This is a genomic window from Flavobacterium ponti (genome assembly GCF_042652765.1).
GTDB classification, from domain to species: domain Bacteria; phylum Bacteroidota; class Bacteroidia; order Flavobacteriales; family Flavobacteriaceae; genus Flavobacterium; species Flavobacterium ponti.
In genome coordinates this window covers 46,383-65,396 of sequence record NZ_JBHSGW010000025.1, presented here as the reverse complement: position 1 = coordinate 65,396, position 19,014 = coordinate 46,383, and the positions used below count along the sequence as shown (strand labels likewise).

Genomic DNA, 19,014 nt, shown 5'->3' with positions numbered 1-19,014 from the left:
TTATTTTTTTGCCACAATTTTTTGCACTTTAGTTAGAAGAAAAACTCCGATAATAAAAAACAATGCTAAAAAAACTATCGCATTTCGCATAGATCCAGAAATTTGATCAATCGTAGCAAATATTCCCATTCCAATAACAATTCCTATTTTTTCTGCAACATCATAAAAACTAAAAAATGAGGTTGTATCATTAGTTTCTGGTAAAAACTTAGAATAGGTAGAACGTGATAACGATTGAATTCCTCCCATAACTAAACCCACAAAACCAGCAGTAGCATAAAATTGAACTGGACTAACCACAAAAAAAGCATAAATACAAATTACTATCCAAATTGAATTTATAATGATAAGTGTTTTTATATTACCAATTTCTTCAGATAATTTTGATGTTAGGATTGCCCCAAAAACGGCAACAATTTGAATTACTAAAATACTAATGATTAATCCAATTGTTCTTTGGCTATCATTTTCCCAAGCTATTTCTTGTTCACCAAAATAGGTTGCTACCAACATAACCGTTTGAACTGCCATACTATAAACGAAAAAACTGCCTAAATATTTTTTCAAAATAATATTTTCTTCTAATTGATGCCAAACTTTTTTTAACTCTTTGTAGCCATTAAAAATTACATTCTTTGTAACTTTATTATTTACAGTGTTTTTTGGTAAATAATAAAAAGTATATTGACTAAAGACAATCCACCAAATACCTACCGAAACAAAGGAATATTGCATAGCTTTCATGGCTGCATCTTCTCCAGTAATTCCAAACTTTTCTGGAAACATTACCATTCCTAAATTTAACAATAGTAAAAGAACACTACCTATATATCCTAAAGAATATCCTTTAGCGCTTAGTTTATCTTGTTGTTCTGGATAAGCAATATCTGGTAGATAAGAATTATAAAAAACCAAACTTCCCCAAAAACCTATTAAACCAAAAAAGAAACAAATTATTCCAAAATATAAATTTTCTAAAGTGAAAAATGCTAAACCAATACAAGACAAAGCTCCCAAATAACAAAAGAATTGCATGAATCTCTTTTTATTTCCTGCAAAGTCTGCAATACCTGAAAGTAAAGGAGACATTATAGCTACAATTAAAAATGCAAAAGCAGTTACAAAACTAATTAAAGCAGTATTTTTTATTTCAAAACCTAAGAAATCAATCATTGTAATTCCTTTAATTTTGAATAAAGCTCCATAATATATAGGAAATATAGCTGATGATATTACTAAGTTATAAACTGAATTTGCCCAATCATAAAAAGCCCAAGCTGTTCCTAATTTCTTACTTCCTTTTTCTAAATTTGCCATAGATATACATTAAAAAAGTCCCAAATTAATGGGACTTCGAATATACATTTTTATTTTATACTATTTAAAAGTTACTCCAAATTTAGCAGCTTCTTTTTTTGCTTCTGGAACTAAAGCTGTCAAGTTTGCAATTCTTGTTTGATTACTTGGGTGAGTACTTAAAATTTCTGGTGGGGCATTTCCACTTGAATTAGCAGACATTCTCTCCCAAAGATAAACTGCATTCATAGGTTCATAACCCGCAATTGCCATTAAAGTTAAACCAATCATATCAGCTTCACTTTCGTGGGAACGACTAAAAGGCAACATACCTCCTACTTGACTTCCAACACCATAAGCTTGCATAACTGCTGCTTGTGTTTCTGGACTTTTATTACCAACAGCAATAGCTGCACCAACTTGACCAACTTGTTGCAATAAACCAGCACTCATACGTTGTTGACCATGGTTTGCTAATGCGTGAGCCACCTCATGTCCCATTACAGCTGCAATTCCTGCATCATCTTTACAAATTGGTAAAATACCTGTGTAAAAAACTATTTTTCCACCTGGCATACACCAAGCGTTAACAGTTGGATCATCTACCAAATTATATTCCCATTGGTAATCTTTTAAATAACCAGCATTTCCATTAGCAGTTAAATAACGTTCAGCAGCCGTTTTGATTTTTATACCAATATTTTCAATTCGTTTGGCATCAGTTGTTCCTTTTACAACTTTATTTTCAGACAAAAATGCATCATATTGCTGAAATGCCATAGGAAATATTTGACTGTTAGGCACAAAAGCCATAGTGTTTTTTCCCGTAAAAGGATTTTTAGCACATGAAATTACTACTAACACTAATAACCCTAAGATGATTTTAATTCTATTATTCATGATTTTTTATATTTAAGTTATAAAAATACAAAAAAATAGTAACACAAATTGAGCCAAATTTAAATTATATAAATTTTCGACGAAGTTATATAAAACTAAGTTAATTGTACACTTTGTCTAACAAATTAATGATAAATTTGTATTCAAATGAATTTTAAATGTCAAAAAAAGCTTCTAAAAATAATCAAGGAATTGAAATACCAAGATTTATAATTAATACTGGTAAATTTCTGCAAAGTATTTCAACTTATTTAACAATTCGATTTGCTGCTAAACTTTTTACTAGTCCAATAAAATATAAAGTTCCTAAAAGAGAACGACCAATGCTTGCTGAAAGTATTCAAGAAAATGTATTTATTGATAGTTTATATAAAAGTGTAGTTGCTTACCATTATGGAAAAGGTGAAAAAAAAATACTTTTGGTTCATGGCTGGTCTGGTAGAGGTACTCAAATGTTCAAAATTGCTGATGCATTGGTTGCTAAAGGATATGGAGTTATTAGTTTTGATGCTCCAGCTCATGGAAAATCGGAAGGAAAAAAATCAATGATGCCTGAATTTATTGAATGTATATTGACTTTTGACAAAAAATTTGGTCCTTTTGAATATGCAATTGGTCATTCACTTGGTGGAATGGCAATAATGAATGCTTTGCAAAAAAGATTTACAACCCATAAAATTGTGACTATTGGAAGTGGTGACAAGATTTCAGATATTGTAAAAGACTTTGTAAATCAATTGGAATTAAAACCTTCTTTAGCTCCTAAATTAACAGCCTATTTTGAAAATAAATTAAAGGAGAAAATGTCCGATTATGATTCTAGTTATGTAATTCAGAATTTTGAAATTCCACACTTAATTATTCATGACAAAAACGATGTGGAAGTTGGTGTTTATTGTGCAGAAAACATTCACAAAAATTCTAAATACAGTACTTTATTTTTAACGGAAGGTTTTGGACACCGAAAAATATTAGGAAGTGATGCAGTAATTGAAAAAATCAATCAGTTTATTGATTAGCTTTTTCTGCTTTCATTTCAGCAGTTTTTTCTTTCCAAGTTGCAATTAGTTTTGTTAAATCTATTGGAATTTTAGCTTCTTGTCTTGGTAATGTATGATTTTCAAAAGCCGTTAATAAAATACTTTCGATATTAAAATCTTCTAAAACATCATAAGGTTTATATTCTGTTTTTAGGTTTATATCAAACAATCTTGCTGTGTTGTTTGACCAAAAAGCCTTCCAACCACTTTTAAAATCTTTAATTAGTTCAAATGTTGTGCTTCCTGTTTGTCTATTGATTAACTTTACTAATATTTGACCATCTTTTCTCGAAAGTTTTTTAAGTTTAGCTTCAAACTCATCCGTTAAATAGTTTTCTACAATTTTAAAATACTTCTTTTTTTCTTTTTCAGTTTTCAACTTATTCATCATATCATTCATAGCTACTAACTTTTCAGAAGCTATTTTTGCATAGGGATAGGTTTTATAAACTCTTCGTTTTAAAATAGCTATTTTCTTTTGCTCTTCTGTCAAAGTATAAGCACCATTTTCAGTTAAAATAACTTCTTCTAATTCAATACTGTATCGAATTGTATCGGTAGAAGTTACAATGGAGTCTTTATCTTGGGAAAAAACAAAAAAAGGAATAAGAATAAATACTATGTAAGTTAATTTTTTCATGCATTAATTATTTGGATAAAGTCAATCAAATAATAGACCAAAAATATAGAATTAATGTGTAAGTCTAATTACTAATTCTTAATTTAGCAAAAATTTAAAACTTTATGAGTACAAAATCAATCTTAAACAAAGCTTCTCTAAGCTTTTTAGAAAAATATTTAAATAATGCTTCTCCAACAGGTTATGAATCTGAAGGACAAAAAATTTGGATGGATTATTTAAAACCTTATGTAGATACTTTTACTACTGATACTTATGGAACAGCAGTTGGAATCATCAATCCTGATGCTAAATTTAAAGTAGTTATAGAAGGTCATTCTGATGAAATTTCATGGTATGTAAATTATATTACTGATGACGGATTAATCTATGTAATTAGAAATGGTGGTAGTGATCACATGATTGCTCCTTCAAAACGTGTCCACATTCATACGAAAAAAGGAATTGTAAAAGGTGTTTTTGGTTGGCCTGCCATTCATACAAGAAATAGGGATAAAGAAGAACCAGCTAAAATTAGCAACATTTTTATTGATTGTGGTTGCGAAACTAAAGAACAAGTAGAAGCTTTAGGAGTTCATGTAGGTTGTGTCATTACTTACCCTGATGGATTTGAAGTCTTGAATGAAAATAAATTCATTTGTCGTGCTATTGACAACAGAATGGGTGGATTTATGATTGCTGAAGTAGCCCGTTTATTAAAAGAAAATAAAAAGAAATTGCCTTTTGGATTGTATATTGTGAATTCTGTGCAAGAAGAAATCGGACTTCGTGGTGCTGAAATGATTACGCAAAGTATCAAACCAAATGTTGCTATTGTAACAGATGTTTGTCACGATACTACTACCCCAATGATTGATAAAAAGATTGAAGGTGATTTAAAAATGGGTAAAGGACCAGTAATTGCTTATGCTCCTGCTACGCAAAATAACCTACGTGAAATGATAGTAGACACAGCCGTTGAAAATAAAATTCCTTTTCAAAGACATGCTTCTTCAAGAGTTACTGGAACTGATACTGATGCTTTTGCTTATAGTAATGGTGGAGTTGCTTCAGCTTTGATTTCATTACCTTTACGTTATATGCACACCACAGTAGAAATGGTTCACAGAGATGATGTGGAAAACGTAATCAAATTGATTTATGAATCTTTATTGAAAATAGAAAATAACGAAACGTTTTCTTATTTTAAATAATTGAGATTTAGGATTTTCAGATATTTGATTTTCAGACAAAAAATAAAGGGATTTTTGAAACTAGTTTTTGAAAATCCCTTTTAACCTTATAACCTTTTAACTTTTTTATGAAAAATATATATGCAATGTTGGTTGTGTTTTTTGGTGTCATGATTTGGTCCGTCATAAACCCAAAAGAAGGTTTTACTTGTTTTTTGGAAATTATTCCAGCTATTATTGGGTTATTGATTTTAGTTTTTACGTTCAAAAAGTTTCGATTTACTGATTTTACCTATTTTTTCATCTTAATTCACTGTATCATTCTTTTCATTGGAGGACATTACACTTATGCAGAAGTTCCTTTATTTGATTGGATAAAAGAAGTTTTTGACCAAAGTCGCAATAATTATGATAAAGTGGGACATTTTGCACAAGGATTTGTGCCAGCTTTAATTATTCGTGAATTGTTTATCCGAAAAAATGTGATTGCTAATACAAGTTTTTTCAATTTTATAATTGTAAGTATTTGTTTAGCGATAAGTGCAGCTTACGAATGGATTGAATGGGCTGTTTCTTTAATGACTGATGAAGGTGGTGATGCTTTTTTAGGAACACAAGGTTACATTTGGGATACCCAATCTGATATGCTTTTTGCAACAATTGGTGCTATTTGTGCTTTGGTATTATTTAGTAAGGTTCAAGATAGATATTTGGAGAAAAATGAACATTAAATATTTTTTTATATTGTATTTCTTCTTTTTATGGTCCAAATTATCATTAAAGAAATGTTTAAAAATAATGCATATATCCATACATTTTCCATAAAAATAGTTTGACAAGGTGGACAAATTATATTAGGTAAACAAGGTTCGCATTGAATATTAAGTTTATCAATTAAATACTTTATAATCAAAACCATATTCAAAAAAATTGATATTAAAAGTGCATACCTATTTTTGTTCATTTTTAAAATTATATAATTTTCAAATATAAAAAAAAAGCTCCCAAAAAGGAGCTTTAATTTTTTAAAAAAGAATCGATTACTTTCTTTTCTTAGTTGGTTTTAAGATTTCAATTACTTCGTTTGAACCTGAAGTTTTTGCATGATCCAAGGCTGTACTTCCAGATTTGTCTTTCATGTTTACATCAGCTCCTTTTTCTAATAATAAAGCAGCAATTTCTGATTGATTGTAAATCGCAGCATACATTAAAGGAGTCATTCCTCTATTCGTAGTATCGTTTACATCAATCCCATAAGAAATTATTTGCTTTACTGTAGCAATATCTCCTTTACTGATTGCTAAACACAACGGATTTACATCTGATTTTTCATAACTAACTGCATTTTTTGTTGTATTGTTTACAACATTTGAAGCTAAGGCAACGTTTCCTAACATTACTAAAGCTAGACTAAGAATTTTGATTGATTTTTTCATGATTAGTGAATTTAAATGATTAGATGATTTATAATTGAATAGACGTTTCTGAAATAATTTAGTTACTGATTTTTAAATAAATAACATTTTTTTAACATATTCATTTTACTTAATACAAAGAACAAAAAAACCACGCAGAACGTGGTTAATTTAGTATTATAGATATGTTATCTTATTTATTTTAAATAATTTAAGACATTTTTTTCAATCCTATCATTAATATTTGAAATATCAGCTTTTACGAATTTTTCACCAATAATATTCTCATAAAGTTCAATATATCTTTCAGAAACTGACTCAATATATTCATCAGTCATTTCTGGAATTTGTTGACCTTCTTTTCCTTGAAAACCATTAGCAATTAACCATTGACGCACAAATTCTTTTGATAATTGCTTTTGAGCTTCTCCTCTATCTTGTCTTTCTTGATAGCCTTCAGCATAAAAATAACGAGAAGAATCAGGTGTATGAATTTCGTCAATCAAAACAATCTTTCCATCTTTTGTTTTTCCAAATTCGTATTTAGTATCCACCAAAATTAAACCTCTTGAAGCTGCTATTTCTGTTCCTCTTTGGTATAAAGCTCTGGTGTATTTTTCTAAAACCAAATAATCTTCTTCACTTACAATTCCTTTAGCTAATATATCTTCACGTGAAATATCTTCATCATGCTCTCCATTATCTGCTTTTGTTGAAGGAGTAATAATTGGTGTTGGAAATTTGTCGTTTTCTTTCAATCCTTCTGGTAAAGCAACTCCACAAAGCATTCTTTTTCCTAAAGCATATTCTCTTGCTGCATGTCCAGCTAAATACCCACGAATTACCATTTCCACCTTAAAAGGTTCACATAAATGACCTACAGCAACACTTGGATCTGGAGTTGCAATTAACCAATTGGGTACAATATCAGAAGTTAACTCCATGAATCTTGTTGCAATTTGGTTTAAGATTTGACCTTTATAAGGAATTCCCTTTGGCATGACTACATCAAAAGCAGAAAGTCTATCCGTAGCAACCATAACTAATAAGTCATCATTGATATTATAAACTTCTCTTACTTTTCCGTGATAAACTGATTTTTGATTGGGAAAATTGAAATTTGTAGTTGTTATTGTGTTCATTAGGTAGTGTGTTGTTTGTAGTGCAAATGTAATTTGTTTACCAATGCCAAACAATATCAAAATAAAAAAAGGAGAAATAAACTTTCTCCTTTTCAACCTAAATAAACAAAACCCGCTTATTTAAAGCGAATATTATAAGTTACACCTAAACCAACAGTTTGCAAGTCAACATCGTTTTCTGCAAAAGTATTTTGGTAAAAAGCATAAATATTCCAATCTCTATTATGGTAACCAATTTGAGGGTTCACATACAAACCACCGTCGTTATCTTCGATATTAGTTAGAAAACCATATCCTACATCAGAACCGAAGAATAATCCACTTGGTGTAAAATAGTAACGTAAAAAACCTGCAACTGGCACCACTCCAAAATCTTCTAAATCATCTTTTGCAAAATAATGACTATATCCAGAAGCTAAACCAATAGCAAAATTTGGATTAAACAAATATTGTCCTCTTAAATCTACACCTAAATTAAAAGAGGATACATCTGAAGCATCTCCGACAGGAATTCCTGCTGTAAGTCCAGCTTTTAGCCATGAATTGTCTGGTGTAATATCAATTTCTGTTTCTTGTGCAAATAATGGACTTAGCCCTAATAATCCGATAATTAAAAATAATTTTTTCATAATTTTTTTCTTTTAGTTAATGATACAAATGTCGACAAGCTTTGCAATAAATAATTACAAGATTTTGTTTAAAACTTACAGAATTAATAGTCTAAATAGTCTATTGAATTGATTTTCAATAAAAAAAGCCAATTAAATGAATAACTGGCTTTTGTAGTATTTTTTAAGAAAAATTCAAATTGTTATAAAACCTTCTTACTAATTACAAAATTAAAAACTCTATATCCCAGAATCCTTCTCAAATATTTCATAAAATTAGCATCAAAACCTATGGTGTATCTTCTAAAACTCTTTTTAGGGTTTTCAGCTACTGAATACAACTTAGCTACTATATTATCAATTAAATCATGATTTTTGCAAGTTTTATTAGCTAAAATAGCGTCAATCTTTTGCATCATAGCATTATAATGCTCAATTTTTGTGGGTTTTGACTTTACAACGTTTGCCTGAAAATTGGTTGGTGCATTTCCAAATTGAACGGTGCAAACACTTATATTTAAATCAATTAATTCATATGCCATGCATTCAGAAAAACTTTCTACTGCTTGTTTTGTGGAATGATAAAAGTTACCTAAAGGCAAATTAACCAAACCTGCAACTGAAGAAATATTGATAAATTGTCCGAAATTTTGTTCTCTAAAAACTGGAATAAAAGCTCTGCAAACTTTCACAACTCCTAACCAATTTACATCAACAATAGAATTTATTTCATCATCTTTTGAAAGCTCTACAAAACTTCTGTAGCCTTTTCCTGCATTATTAATGATTACATCAATAGTTTTATAATCTTTAAGAATTTCAGATTTAGCACTTTCAATATCTTCTGTTGAAGTAACGTCTAAAGGATAAAACTTTATATTTGGATGAATATTTAAGCCTTCCACTAAATCTATATGATGTACTGTTGCAATTACTTGCCAACCTTTGTTAGCAAAAAATAACGATGTTTCATTTCCTAATCCTCCACAAGCTCCAGTTATAAGAACAGTTTTCAATATTTTTTATTTTTAATGAGCCGCAAAATACAATAAATTAAGCTTAATCCATAAAAATAAAGAAGCCAATTATTTTCACAATTGGCTTCTTTAAAATTAGATGAAATACATCTTTATAAATTTGATTCTTTATTATCTAATTCTAATCGTGATTTTCAATACTCTTATAAGCATCAATAACCTTCTTCACTAATCTATGACGAACAATGTCTTTGTCGTCTAAATAGATGATTCCGATACCCTCTATGTCCTTTAAAACTAAAATAGCTTCTTTTAAACCTGAAATAGTTCTTCTTGGTAAATCAACCTGTCCTGGATCACCTGTAATCATGAATTTTGCATTTTTTCCCATACGAGTTAAAAACATTTTCATTTGATTATGAGTGGTGTTTTGAGCTTCATCCAAGATAACAAAAGCACCATCTAGAGTTCGTCCACGCATAAAGGCCAAAGGAGCAATTTGAATAATTCCTTTTAAAATATAATCTTCTAATGTTTGTGGTGGCAACATATCGCGCAAAGCATCGTATAAAGGTTGCATATAAGGATCTAACTTTTCCTTCATATCACCAGGTAAAAAACCTAAGTTTTCTCCTGCTTCAACAGCTGGTCTAGTTAAGATAATTCGCTTAACTTGTTTTTCTTTTAAAGCTTTAACGGCCATTGCAACTCCAGTATATGTTTTACCTGTACCAGCTGGACCAATGGCAAAAACCATATCGTTTTTATTTACTAAATCAACTAGTTTTTGTTGATTAGGTGTCATAGCTTTAATCAACTTTCCTCCTATTCCATGAACCAAGATTTTATCTTTGTTATCCATGACTTGTATTTCTTGTGCATCGCTTTCTAGAACACGTAGAATAACATTATCATCAATTCGGTTATATCGGGTAAAGTGTTGCATAAGTCGCCTAAAACGAGTTTCAAATTCATTTAAAACTTCTTCTTCACCATAGGCCTTTAAAATCGTACCTCGAGCGACAATTTTTAGTTTTGGATAGTATTTTTTGATAGCTTCAAGATGGTTATCTTGCGTTCCCCAAAATTCTTTTGGAGCAATGTCGATTAATTCAATAATTCTTTCGTTCAAGGGCTTTCTTTTTTAATTATTTTTGGTAAGCTAAAAAATACATTAGCTTTGCAATCAAATTTAAGAAAAATAATGTCTGTTTTATTTTAAGTTATAAACAAATTTATGTCAATAATTACCCTAACATCTGATTTTGGATACAAAGACCATTATGTGGGTGCTTTGAAAGGGAAGATTTTATCACAATTTTTAGAAGCCAAAATTGTTGACATTTCGCACCAAATTGATTATTTTAACGTATTTGATGCAGGTTACATCATTGAAGCTGCTTATAAAAGTTTTCCAAAGAATACGGTACATATTATTTGTGTTAATTCGGAACGAACAACTGGTGTTGAACATATAGTAATGCAATGGGAAGACCAATACTTTATAACAGCAGATAATGGCATTTTAAATACACTCACTTTAAAGAAAAAAGCTCAAAAGATAGCCTTAATCAATATTCATGATAGATTGACTGAAACATCAGATATGAATGTTTTTGCAACTGTTGCTTGTCACTTGGCAAAAGGTGGTAACATTAGTGTAATAGGAAAAGAAATTGAAACCCTAAAAGCTTTTCACACTACTCCACTAATTATATCAGAAAATCTAGAAGAAATAAAAGGAAACATTATTTACATAGATTACTTTGGCAATTGCATCACCAATATTTCCAAAAAAATATTTGATGAAGTAGCTAAAAACAGAAATTTCGAAATTAAATTCAAAAATAAAACCATCAATAGAATTAATACAAGTTATGCTGATTTCAAAATTACAGCAACCAAAACTTTAAAAGATTATGAAGGTGAATATTTAGCCCTTTTTAATGAAGCTGGTTATTTAGAAATAGCCATTTATAACGGAAATCCAGAAACTGTGGGTTCAGCCACTTCCCTATTAGGTTTAAAATTTAGAGACATAGTATCCATAAAATTCAAATAACCCATTACCAATCACCCAAAATCCATTACCTCAAAAATTATGTTTGTACGAATAGTAAAAATGCGTTTTCAAGAAGATAAAATAGAAACTTTCCTTGAAAATTTTGAAGAAGTTAAAAATCACATACGAAATTTTGAAGGCAACCGTTTACTAGAATTGTATCAAGATAAAAATGATCCTCGTATTTTCTTTACGTATAGTTATTGGGAAAATGAATCGGATTTAGAAAACTATAGAAAATCAGAGCTTTTTGGAGAAGTTTGGAAATTTACCAAAGCATTGTTTAGTGATAAACCAGAAGCTTGGAGTGTGGATAAATTAGTTTCTTTAGTTTAAAAGTTTAAAGGGTTAAGAGGTTAAAAGTTACTTTAACTTTCTAAATTTGCAACAATACAACGATTAAACAATTACACAGTTTAACAATTAAACAATACATGAAAGCATTACTCCTTAGAGAAATAAAATCTTTTTTTGGCTCACCCATAGGTTATTTGGTGATTGCCATCTTTTTAGTACTTAACGGTTTATTTTTATGGGTTTTTGAAGGTGACTTCAACATTCCTAATTCTGGATTTGCCGATATGAGTCCGTTTTTTAAATTGTCTCCCTGGATTTTAATATTCTTAATTCCTGCTGTAACTATGCGTAGTTTTTCTGATGAAAAGAAACAAGGAACTATTGAATTATTATTCACAAAACCTTTGTCTATTTGGGAAATTGTTAATGGTAAATTTTTGGGTGCTTTGTTATTAATCGTGATAGCCATTATTCCAACTTTAATTTATGTTGCCATGATTTCGTACTTCGGAAATCCTGAAGGAAATATTGATATGGGAAGCACAATGGGTTCTTATTTTGGACTTTTATTTTTAATTTGTGGATATACTGCTATTGGTGTTTTCACTTCTACTCTATCTGAAAATCAAATTGTAGCTTTTATTATTGCGGTTTTCCTTTGTTTCTTTTTCTATTTCGGATTCGATGGAATTGCATCATTCATGGGAGAATTTAGTGCTTTATTTGCTTCTTTTGGAATGGATTATCATTTTAAAAGTATGAGTCGAGGTGTATTAGATACTAGAGATATTTTATATTTTGTGAGTATAACCATCTTATTTTTAGCAGCAACTGTTTATCAACTTAAATCTTTAAAATGGTAATGGAAGCAAACAAAAAAAATAGCCTAAAACAATTAGGAATTATCGCTGCTGTTTTATTAGCTCTAAATATTTTTGGAAATTACTTCTTCAAACGATTTGATTTAACCAAAGACAAACGATATACTTTATCAGAAACTACATTAAATATCATAGAATCAGTTGATTCACCTTTGTATATTGATGTTTTTTTGGAAGGAAAATTTCCACCAGAATTCAAACGTTTACAAAACGAAACCCGACAACTTTTAGAAGAATTTACGGCTTATAATTCTAATATTATTTTCCAATTCGTTAACCCTATCGAGAAAGAAGAAGAACGAGTTGATGTGATGAAGAAATTCTACGAAAGAGGTTTAATGCCATTAAGCATCACAGTAGAAGATAAAGGAAAACAATCACAAGAAGTTGTTTTTCCTTGGGCTGTTACCACTTATGGTGATAAAAGTACAAAAGTAGCTTTATTGAAAAACCTCATGGGTGCTTCAACAGAAGAAAAAGTCATTAGTTCAGTCCAACATTTAGAATTTGCTTTTGCGGATGCTTTAAATAAAATTACAAAAGAAAAACAAAAGAAAATTGCCGTTTTAAGAGGAAACGGTGAGTTAGGTGATCGTTACATAGCTGACTTCCTAAAAACAGTTAGAGAAAGTTATTATGTTGGCCCATTTACTTTAGATTCAGTAGCTAAAAAACCTATTGAAACTATTGAAGCACTGCAAAAATATGATATGGCTATTATAGCTAAACCAACTGAAGCATTCACCGATGAAGAAAAACAAGTTTTAGACCAATTTATCATTAATGGTGGAAAAACACTTTGGTTAGTAGATGCCGTGAAAGCAGATATGGATAGTTTATTTACTGAACCACAAATTTTAGCTTTTCCTCAAGATTTGAATTTAACTGATCAGTTGTTTCAATATGGAATTCGAGTGAACGGTCAATTAGTAAAAGACGAACAAGCTACAACGATTAAATTAGCTACTGGTCAAGAAGGAAGTCAAACACAATACCAAGAATTCCCTTGGCGTTTTTCTCCATTTATTTACCCTTCTTCCAACCATCCTATTGTGAAAAATATGGAAGGAATTAAATATGAATTTGCTAATCCAATTGAAATTCTTAAAAATGATATCAAGAAAACGGTGCTTTTAACCAGTTCACAATACTCAAAACCTGTTGGAACACCAACTCCAATCAACCTTGATTTAGTAACTGAAGAAACACAACCAACGGATTATCCAAATGGTGGGCTTTTGCCAATGGCTGTTTTATTGGAAGGAAAATTCAAATCAGTTTATAAAAACAGAGTATTACCTATCAAAGATCCTAAGTTCAAAGAGACCAACAAAGAATCAAAAATGATATTTATTTCTGATGGTGATGTGATTAAAAACCAACTAGACAAAGATGGTTATCCAATGGAACTAGGGTTTGATAAATTCACCAATAATTTATACGGAAATAAAGAGTTTTTAATGAACTGTGTCAACTATCTTTTAGATGATAATGGCTTAATCAACATCAGAAGTAAAGATGTAGATTTACCTTTGTTAGATAAAGAGAAAGTATATGAAAACTACACTTTTGCACAGATTGTAACAATAGGATTACCACTTGCAATTCTTGGTTTATTTGGATTTCTATTTACTTATTTAAGAAAAAGAAAATATGTAAAATAAAATTGCATTACTCCGAAAATCCAAAATCTGAATATCCGAAAATCTAAAAGAAATAAAGATTGTATTTTCAAAATTTAAAATTATATTTGTAATCCTTAAAATTAATAAGGATTTTTAAAACACAGAAGATGAAGTTTATCGTATCAAGCTCTTATTTATTAAAGCAATTACAAGTATTAGGTAGCGTAATCAACAACAGTAATACCTTACCTATTTTAGATAATTTTTTATTCGAATTAGACAATAATTCACTTAAAGTTTCTGCATCCGACTTAGAAACTACCATGACAGCTTCACTAGAAATTGATTCTACAAGTACTGGAAGTGTTGCTTTACCTGCAAAATTATTATTAGAAACTTTAAAAACGTTTCCTGAACAACCCTTAACATTCACTGTTGAAGATAACAATACCGTTGAAATTAGTTCTAACTCTGGAAAATATGCACTCGCATTTGCTCCAGGTGAAGAATTTCCTAAATCAGTAGCTTTAGAAGATCCTTCTTCGACTCTAGTTCCTGCTGAAGTGTTATCAACGGCAATCAACAAAACTATTTTTGCTGCTGGAAACGATGACTTAAGACCAGTGATGAGTGGAGTGTTTTTCCAATTCTCACCACAAAGTTTAATCTTTGTAGCCACAGATGCTCACAAATTAGTAAAATATGCTCGTACAGATGTTGTAGCTTCTGAAGTAGCAGATTTTATCATGCCAAAGAAACCTTTAAACATTTTAAAAGGAATTTTAGGAGCAACTGATGCTGAAGTAAAAATTGAGTATAACGATTCAAATGCAACATTTTCTTTAGAAAATTATGTATTGACTTGTCGTTTAATCGACGGGAAATATCCTAATTACGATGCCGTTATTCCAAAAGAAAATCCAAATAAATTAATAATCAATAGAGTTCAGTTTTTAAACTCAGTTCGTCGTGTGGCTATTTTTGCTAACAAGACTACACACCAAATTCGTTTAAAAATTGCAGGAACAGAATTAAATATTTCTGCAGAAGATATTGATTATTCAAACAAAGCAGATGAACGTTTGACTTGTGAATACCAAGGTGACGATATCCAAATAGGTTTCAACTCAAGATTCTTAACAGAAATGTTGACTAACTTAACTTCAGACGAAATCCAATTAGAAATGTCTATGCCAAACAGAGCTGGAATTTTAACACCAATTGATGGTTTAGATGAAGGTGAAACAGTAACAATGTTGGTAATGCCAGTTATGTTAAATAGTTAATTTTACTCAACTCAATTATATGAAAGCCATAAGTCATTTGATTTGTGGTTTTTTTTTGAATATTACTTTTGTCATGCTTAACTTGATTCAGCATCTATTTCTTTAACGCAAAGTCCACAAAGATTTCCGCAAAGTATAAAGAAGATTTTAAAGATTTCTCCAATTTCTTCAATCTGTGTTCCTAAAAAAGGACAGATAGCCAACAAACGCGGTGAAACTTAGCACAAAACTTTGGGAAACATTGTGCTACCAATAAATCATAACCCAAAAAACTTATTATCTTTGCAAACCAAACCGTTTAACAATTCAACAATTAAACAGTTAAACCGAAAAAAATGATCAACCAAGAAACTATTGTCGCATTAGCAACTCCATCAGGAGCTGGAGCTATTGCTGTTATTCGATTATCAGGAAATGATGCTATAACTATTGCTTCTGAAGTATTTGAATCGGTTTCTGGAAAGAATATTGCTTCACAAAAAACACATACCATTCATTTAGGACATATTGTTGATAATGGAAAAATATTCGATCAAGTCTTACTTTCCATATTCAAAAACCCAAATTCTTATACAGGTGAAGATGTTGTTGAGATTTCTTGTCACGGTTCAACATTTATTCAACAACAAATTATTCAATTATTACTTCGTAAAGGAGCTAAAATGGCTCAAGCAGGTGAATTTACCTTGAGAGCTTTTTTGAACGGTAAACTCGATTTATCGCAGGCAGAAGCTGTTGCTGATTTGATTTCGTCTGATAATGAAGCTTCTCACCAAATTGCGATGCAACAAATGCGTGGTGGTTTTAGCAATGAGATTGCCAAATTGCGTGAAGAATTATTAAACTTTGCTTCCTTAATTGAATTAGAATTAGACTTTGCAGAAGAAGATGTAGAATTTGCCGATAGAACCCAATTTGCCGAATTATTAAACCGAATTGAATTCGTCTTAAAACGTTTAATTGATTCGTTTGCTGTTGGAAATGTTATTAAAAACGGTATTCCAGTAGCAATTGTTGGAGAACCGAATGTAGGAAAATCGACTTTATTGAATGCCTTATTAAATGAAGAACGTGCGATAGTTTCAGACATTGCAGGAACGACTCGTGATACTATTGAAGATGAATTAGTTATTGAAGGAATAGGTTTTAGATTCATTGATACGGCTGGAATTAGAGAAACAAAAGATGTAGTTGAAAGCATTGGAATTCAGAAAACTTTTGAGAAAATTGAACAGGCACAAGTAGTTTTGTTTTTAGTGGACAGTTTACAGTTAACGGTAGACAGTTTAAAAAGTTTAAAAGTTGAGACCGAGAAAATCAAAAACAAATTTCCACAAAAACCAATTGTTGTAGTTGCCAATAAAGCAGATTTATTGACTGAAGCACAGATTTCAAGTCTAGAAGAACAACTCACAACTTATAACTTACAACTTATAACTATTTCCGCTAAACAAAAAACAGGTATAGAAGAACTTAAAAACACCCTACTCTCTTTTGTAAATACAGGTGCTCTGAGAAATAACGAAACGATTGTAACTAATACGCGTCATTATGATTCTTTGTTGAAAGCTTTGGAAGAAATTACGAAAGTACGTTTTGGTTTAGACCAAAATTTATCTTCTGATTTAATGGCTATTGATATTCGTCAAGCCTTGTTTCATTTTGGAGAAATTACAGGTCAAGTATCTAATGATGAGCTACTTGGTAATATTTTTGCTAATTTCTGTATCGGCAAATAGAAAATATATTCTTACAAATAAAATATCTTTTGGAAATTTATTTAAAAATTGATTAACATAGTGACTGAATTAAAAAAGGTAATTATGTTTATTTTTAAACTACATTAAATTACATTATTTTTGTTTATATCTTAAATCCATCTGTTGAAAATTAAAGATCCTATTTCTAAAACTTCAATTGCTGTTATTCCTTTTGTAAACATGAGTGACGATAAGGAAAACGAATACTTTAGTGATGGTATAACAGAAGAAATTATCAATGCCTTAACGACAATAAAAGAATTAAAAGTTATAGCAAGAACTTCCTCTTTTGTCTATAAAGGTAAAAATATGGATGTAAGAGAAATTGGGAAACAACTGAACGTTACCTCATTATTAGAAGGTAGCATTAGAAAATCAGCCCATAAAATAAGAATAACAGCACAACTAATTGAAACTCAAAATGGAACTCATTATTGGTCAAAAAACTTTGATAGAGAACTAACCGACATTTTTGAGCTTCAAGATGAAATTAGTTTATTAATTGCTAATGAAATTCGAAATAATTTTGGTTTTTTTGAGATTCAGGATCATTTGGTAGATAATAGTACAAAAAAAATTGAAGCTTACGAACATTTTCTGAAAGGAAGATATTATCAGTTACAATGGACACCGGATGCTTTAAACAAAGCTATCCAATTTTATAATAAGGCAACTTCTTTAGATACTAATTATGCTAAAGCTTATTATGGTACTATACAATGCTATGAGTTATTAACCACTTGGGGTTATATGAGTAAGGATGAAGGTACTGAAAACGCTTTACTCAATTTAATGAAAGCTAAAGAAATAGACACAAATTTACCTGAGTACCCAATGTCTTATGTAAATAAATGCTTTTGGAGAGAATGGGACTTTGCCTCTACTTATCAATATATAAAAGACGTTCTTGCTATTAACCCTAATCATGTAGATGCTTTAGATACCATGGTCAAATTATTTATGGCACATGGTTATTTTGATGAAGCTATTTTTTATGGAAAAAAACTATTAGAAATTGATCCGCTTTCAGCAAATAACCAATACATTTTTGCAAATATTTATTACTATAAAGGTGATTTTGATATTACCTTACATCATATTACAAAAGCCATAGAATTACGTCTGGATTTTGATTTAGCTTATCATAAAAAAGCAGTTTGTTTAATTGCACTTAATAAAAAGGAACAATTAGAAAATGAATTTCAAACCAACCCTTTATGGGAAAAAATTCAATTATTAAATGAGGTTGTTAATGAAAACAGAAACACCTTACCTAAAGAGGTTTTATCTAACTTTCTTTACAATCATTTAAAAAGAGATCAACTGACCTTGTTTGAACTATTTATTCTTGCCAATACACAATACAAAAATGAGGCTTTTGAATTATTAAAAGAATTCGTAGCACAAAAACGTGGACAAATTCTCAATTACAAGCAAGAACCTTTATTGAAACCTTTAAGAAAATTTGATGATTTCTACAATTTACATGTTAGTAATTTTTCCATGGAACAAATAATTGAAAATCAAAAAAGTACAGAAACTACCAAACCCCTTTTATCGGAGGAAGAACAAGAGGAATTGCAAAACAAGTTGACTGCTTATTTTAATGAAGAAAAACCGTATCTAGATGCTTCTTTATCTTTAAATACAATTGCAGAAATACTTGAAATTTCGACCAATAAAGCTTCCTTTTTAATCAATGAAGTCATAGGAATGAATTTTAATGAATATGTGAATTCATTCCGCTTAAGATATTTTAAAAAAATTGCATTACTCCCTGAAAATGAAAACTTTACTTTATTAGGTTTAGCTTTTGATAGTGGCTTCAATTCTAAAACTGTATTTAATTCCTATTTTAAGAAACACGAAAATACTACTCCAAGTACTTGGTTAAAAATAAATAAAAAATAATT

At 30.0% G+C, this 19,014-nt stretch carries 18 protein-coding genes; 10 read left to right on the top strand and 8 right to left on the bottom strand.

All coding sequences use genetic code 11. The features are described from left to right. Nucleotides 1-1,317 carry an MFS transporter gene (locus tag ACFO3U_RS08505; RefSeq protein WP_379740601.1) on the bottom strand — a complete coding sequence of 439 codons (1,317 nt, stop codon included), beginning with the start codon at nucleotides 1,315-1,317 and terminating at the stop codon, nucleotides 1-3. A gap of 60 nt (nucleotides 1,318-1,377) precedes the next feature. Further along, nucleotides 1,378-2,196 (bottom strand): M48 family metallopeptidase, encoded by an 819-nt coding sequence (locus ACFO3U_RS08500; RefSeq protein ID WP_379740598.1) that lies wholly within the window; start codon nucleotides 2,194-2,196, stop codon nucleotides 1,378-1,380. A gap of 158 nt (nucleotides 2,197-2,354) precedes the next feature. On the opposite strand from ACFO3U_RS08500, the gene ACFO3U_RS08495 reads away from it, so the two are divergent. Then, entirely contained in the window at nucleotides 2,355-3,215 is an 861-nt protein-coding gene (locus ACFO3U_RS08495; RefSeq protein ID WP_379740595.1) for an alpha/beta fold hydrolase, read from the top strand. Here the strand turns inward: ACFO3U_RS08495 and ACFO3U_RS08490 are convergent. After that, the gene (locus tag ACFO3U_RS08490; protein WP_379740593.1) at nucleotides 3,205-3,876 is read right to left on the bottom strand and encodes a DUF4294 domain-containing protein; all 672 of its coding nucleotides are present in this window, start codon (nucleotides 3,874-3,876) and stop codon (nucleotides 3,205-3,207) included. The two genes, ACFO3U_RS08495 and ACFO3U_RS08490, sit on opposite strands and share 11 nt — an antisense overlap. Nucleotides 3,877-3,980: 104 nt before the next feature. Here ACFO3U_RS08490 and ACFO3U_RS08485 point away from each other — a divergent pair, with 104 nt between their 5' ends. Then, on the top strand, nucleotides 3,981-5,069 hold the full coding sequence (locus ACFO3U_RS08485) for a M42 family metallopeptidase (protein ID WP_379740590.1): 1,089 nt from the start codon (nucleotides 3,981-3,983) through the stop codon (nucleotides 5,067-5,069). A gap of 107 nt (nucleotides 5,070-5,176) precedes the next feature. Continuing rightward, nucleotides 5,177-5,779, top strand: a complete 603-nt coding sequence (locus ACFO3U_RS08480; RefSeq protein WP_379740587.1) for a DUF2238 domain-containing protein — start codon at nucleotides 5,177-5,179, stop codon at nucleotides 5,777-5,779. Nucleotides 5,780-6,088: 309 nt separating this feature from the next. On the opposite strand, the gene ACFO3U_RS08475 is transcribed toward ACFO3U_RS08480, so the two are convergent. From ACFO3U_RS08475 to ACFO3U_RS08455, 5 genes are all read right to left on the bottom strand, one after another. After that, nucleotides 6,089-6,484, bottom strand: a complete 396-nt coding sequence (locus ACFO3U_RS08475) for an ankyrin repeat domain-containing protein (protein WP_379740584.1) — start codon at nucleotides 6,482-6,484, stop codon at nucleotides 6,089-6,091. 176 nt (nucleotides 6,485-6,660) lie between these two features. Continuing rightward, entirely contained in the window at nucleotides 6,661-7,605 is a 945-nt protein-coding gene (locus ACFO3U_RS08470) for a phosphoribosylaminoimidazolesuccinocarboxamide synthase (RefSeq protein ID WP_379740581.1), read from the bottom strand. A 116-nt stretch (nucleotides 7,606-7,721) separates the two neighbouring features. Next, on the bottom strand, nucleotides 7,722-8,234 hold the full coding sequence (locus ACFO3U_RS08465) for a hypothetical protein (protein ID WP_379740578.1): 513 nt from the start codon (nucleotides 8,232-8,234) through the stop codon (nucleotides 7,722-7,724). Nucleotides 8,235-8,416: 182 nt separating this feature from the next. Continuing rightward, the gene (locus ACFO3U_RS08460; RefSeq protein ID WP_379740575.1) at nucleotides 8,417-9,229 is read right to left on the bottom strand and encodes an SDR family NAD(P)-dependent oxidoreductase; all 813 of its coding nucleotides are present in this window, start codon (nucleotides 9,227-9,229) and stop codon (nucleotides 8,417-8,419) included. 142 nt (nucleotides 9,230-9,371) lie between these two features. After that, nucleotides 9,372-10,322 (bottom strand): PhoH family protein, encoded by a 951-nt coding sequence (locus tag ACFO3U_RS08455; protein ID WP_379740572.1) that lies wholly within the window; start codon nucleotides 10,320-10,322, stop codon nucleotides 9,372-9,374. Nucleotides 10,323-10,427: 105 nt separating this feature from the next. On the opposite strand from ACFO3U_RS08455, the gene ACFO3U_RS08450 reads away from it, so the two are divergent. The 7 genes from ACFO3U_RS08450 to ACFO3U_RS08420 all read left to right on the top strand — a co-directional run bounded on the left by ACFO3U_RS08450 (nucleotide 10,428) and on the right by ACFO3U_RS08420 (nucleotide 19,012). Beyond that, entirely contained in the window at nucleotides 10,428-11,252 is an 825-nt protein-coding gene (locus tag ACFO3U_RS08450; RefSeq protein WP_379740568.1) for an SAM hydrolase/SAM-dependent halogenase family protein, read from the top strand. A gap of 39 nt (nucleotides 11,253-11,291) precedes the next feature. Beyond that, a complete protein-coding gene (locus ACFO3U_RS08445) occupies nucleotides 11,292-11,588 on the top strand; it encodes a putative quinol monooxygenase (protein ID WP_379740565.1) in 297 nt (98 codons plus the stop codon). A gap of 98 nt (nucleotides 11,589-11,686) precedes the next feature. Further along, entirely contained in the window at nucleotides 11,687-12,412 is a 726-nt protein-coding gene (gene gldF / locus ACFO3U_RS08440) for a gliding motility-associated ABC transporter permease subunit GldF (RefSeq protein ID WP_379740562.1), read from the top strand. Then, complete coding sequence (gldG, locus tag ACFO3U_RS08435; RefSeq protein ID WP_379740559.1) at nucleotides 12,412-14,094, top strand: gliding motility-associated ABC transporter substrate-binding protein GldG; 1,683 nt, start codon at nucleotides 12,412-12,414, stop codon at nucleotides 14,092-14,094. Before gldF ends, gldG begins: the two co-directional genes overlap by 1 nt. Nucleotides 14,095-14,222: 128 nt before the next feature. Beyond that, nucleotides 14,223-15,341, top strand: a complete 1,119-nt coding sequence (gene dnaN / locus ACFO3U_RS08430) for a DNA polymerase III subunit beta (RefSeq protein ID WP_338378615.1) — start codon at nucleotides 14,223-14,225, stop codon at nucleotides 15,339-15,341. A 335-nt stretch (nucleotides 15,342-15,676) separates the two neighbouring features. Further along, the gene (mnmE, locus tag ACFO3U_RS08425) at nucleotides 15,677-17,080 is read left to right on the top strand and encodes a tRNA uridine-5-carboxymethylaminomethyl(34) synthesis GTPase MnmE (protein WP_379740556.1); all 1,404 of its coding nucleotides are present in this window, start codon (nucleotides 15,677-15,679) and stop codon (nucleotides 17,078-17,080) included. A gap of 144 nt (nucleotides 17,081-17,224) precedes the next feature. Further along, complete coding sequence (locus tag ACFO3U_RS08420) at nucleotides 17,225-19,012, top strand: helix-turn-helix domain-containing protein (protein WP_379740553.1); 1,788 nt, start codon at nucleotides 17,225-17,227, stop codon at nucleotides 19,010-19,012. Nucleotides 19,013-19,014: the final 2 nt, after the last annotated feature.

Coding starts and splice junctions, on each gene's coding strand:
- ACFO3U_RS08505 (WP_379740601.1), bottom strand. CDS start 1,317: ATGGCAAATTTAGAAAAAGGAAGTAAGAAATTAGGAACAGCTTGGGCT.
- ACFO3U_RS08500 (WP_379740598.1), bottom strand. CDS start 2,196: ATGAATAATAGAATTAAAATCATCTTAGGGTTATTAGTGTTAGTAGTA.
- ACFO3U_RS08495 (WP_379740595.1), top strand. CDS start 2,355: ATGTCAAAAAAAGCTTCTAAAAATAATCAAGGAATTGAAATACCAAGA.
- ACFO3U_RS08490 (WP_379740593.1), bottom strand. CDS start 3,876: ATGAAAAAATTAACTTACATAGTATTTATTCTTATTCCTTTTTTTGTT.
- ACFO3U_RS08485 (WP_379740590.1), top strand. CDS start 3,981: ATGAGTACAAAATCAATCTTAAACAAAGCTTCTCTAAGCTTTTTAGAA.
- ACFO3U_RS08480 (WP_379740587.1), top strand. CDS start 5,177: ATGAAAAATATATATGCAATGTTGGTTGTGTTTTTTGGTGTCATGATT.
- ACFO3U_RS08475 (WP_379740584.1), bottom strand. CDS start 6,484: ATGAAAAAATCAATCAAAATTCTTAGTCTAGCTTTAGTAATGTTAGGA.
- ACFO3U_RS08470 (WP_379740581.1), bottom strand. CDS start 7,605: ATGAACACAATAACAACTACAAATTTCAATTTTCCCAATCAAAAATCA.
- ACFO3U_RS08465 (WP_379740578.1), bottom strand. CDS start 8,234: ATGAAAAAATTATTTTTAATTATCGGATTATTAGGGCTAAGTCCATTA.
- ACFO3U_RS08450 (WP_379740568.1), top strand. CDS start 10,428: ATGTCAATAATTACCCTAACATCTGATTTTGGATACAAAGACCATTAT.
- ACFO3U_RS08445 (WP_379740565.1), top strand. CDS start 11,292: ATGTTTGTACGAATAGTAAAAATGCGTTTTCAAGAAGATAAAATAGAA.
- gldF (WP_379740562.1), top strand. CDS start 11,687: ATGAAAGCATTACTCCTTAGAGAAATAAAATCTTTTTTTGGCTCACCC.
- gldG (WP_379740559.1), top strand. CDS start 12,412: ATGGAAGCAAACAAAAAAAATAGCCTAAAACAATTAGGAATTATCGCT.
- dnaN (WP_338378615.1), top strand. CDS start 14,223: ATGAAGTTTATCGTATCAAGCTCTTATTTATTAAAGCAATTACAAGTA.
- mnmE (WP_379740556.1), top strand. CDS start 15,677: ATGATCAACCAAGAAACTATTGTCGCATTAGCAACTCCATCAGGAGCT.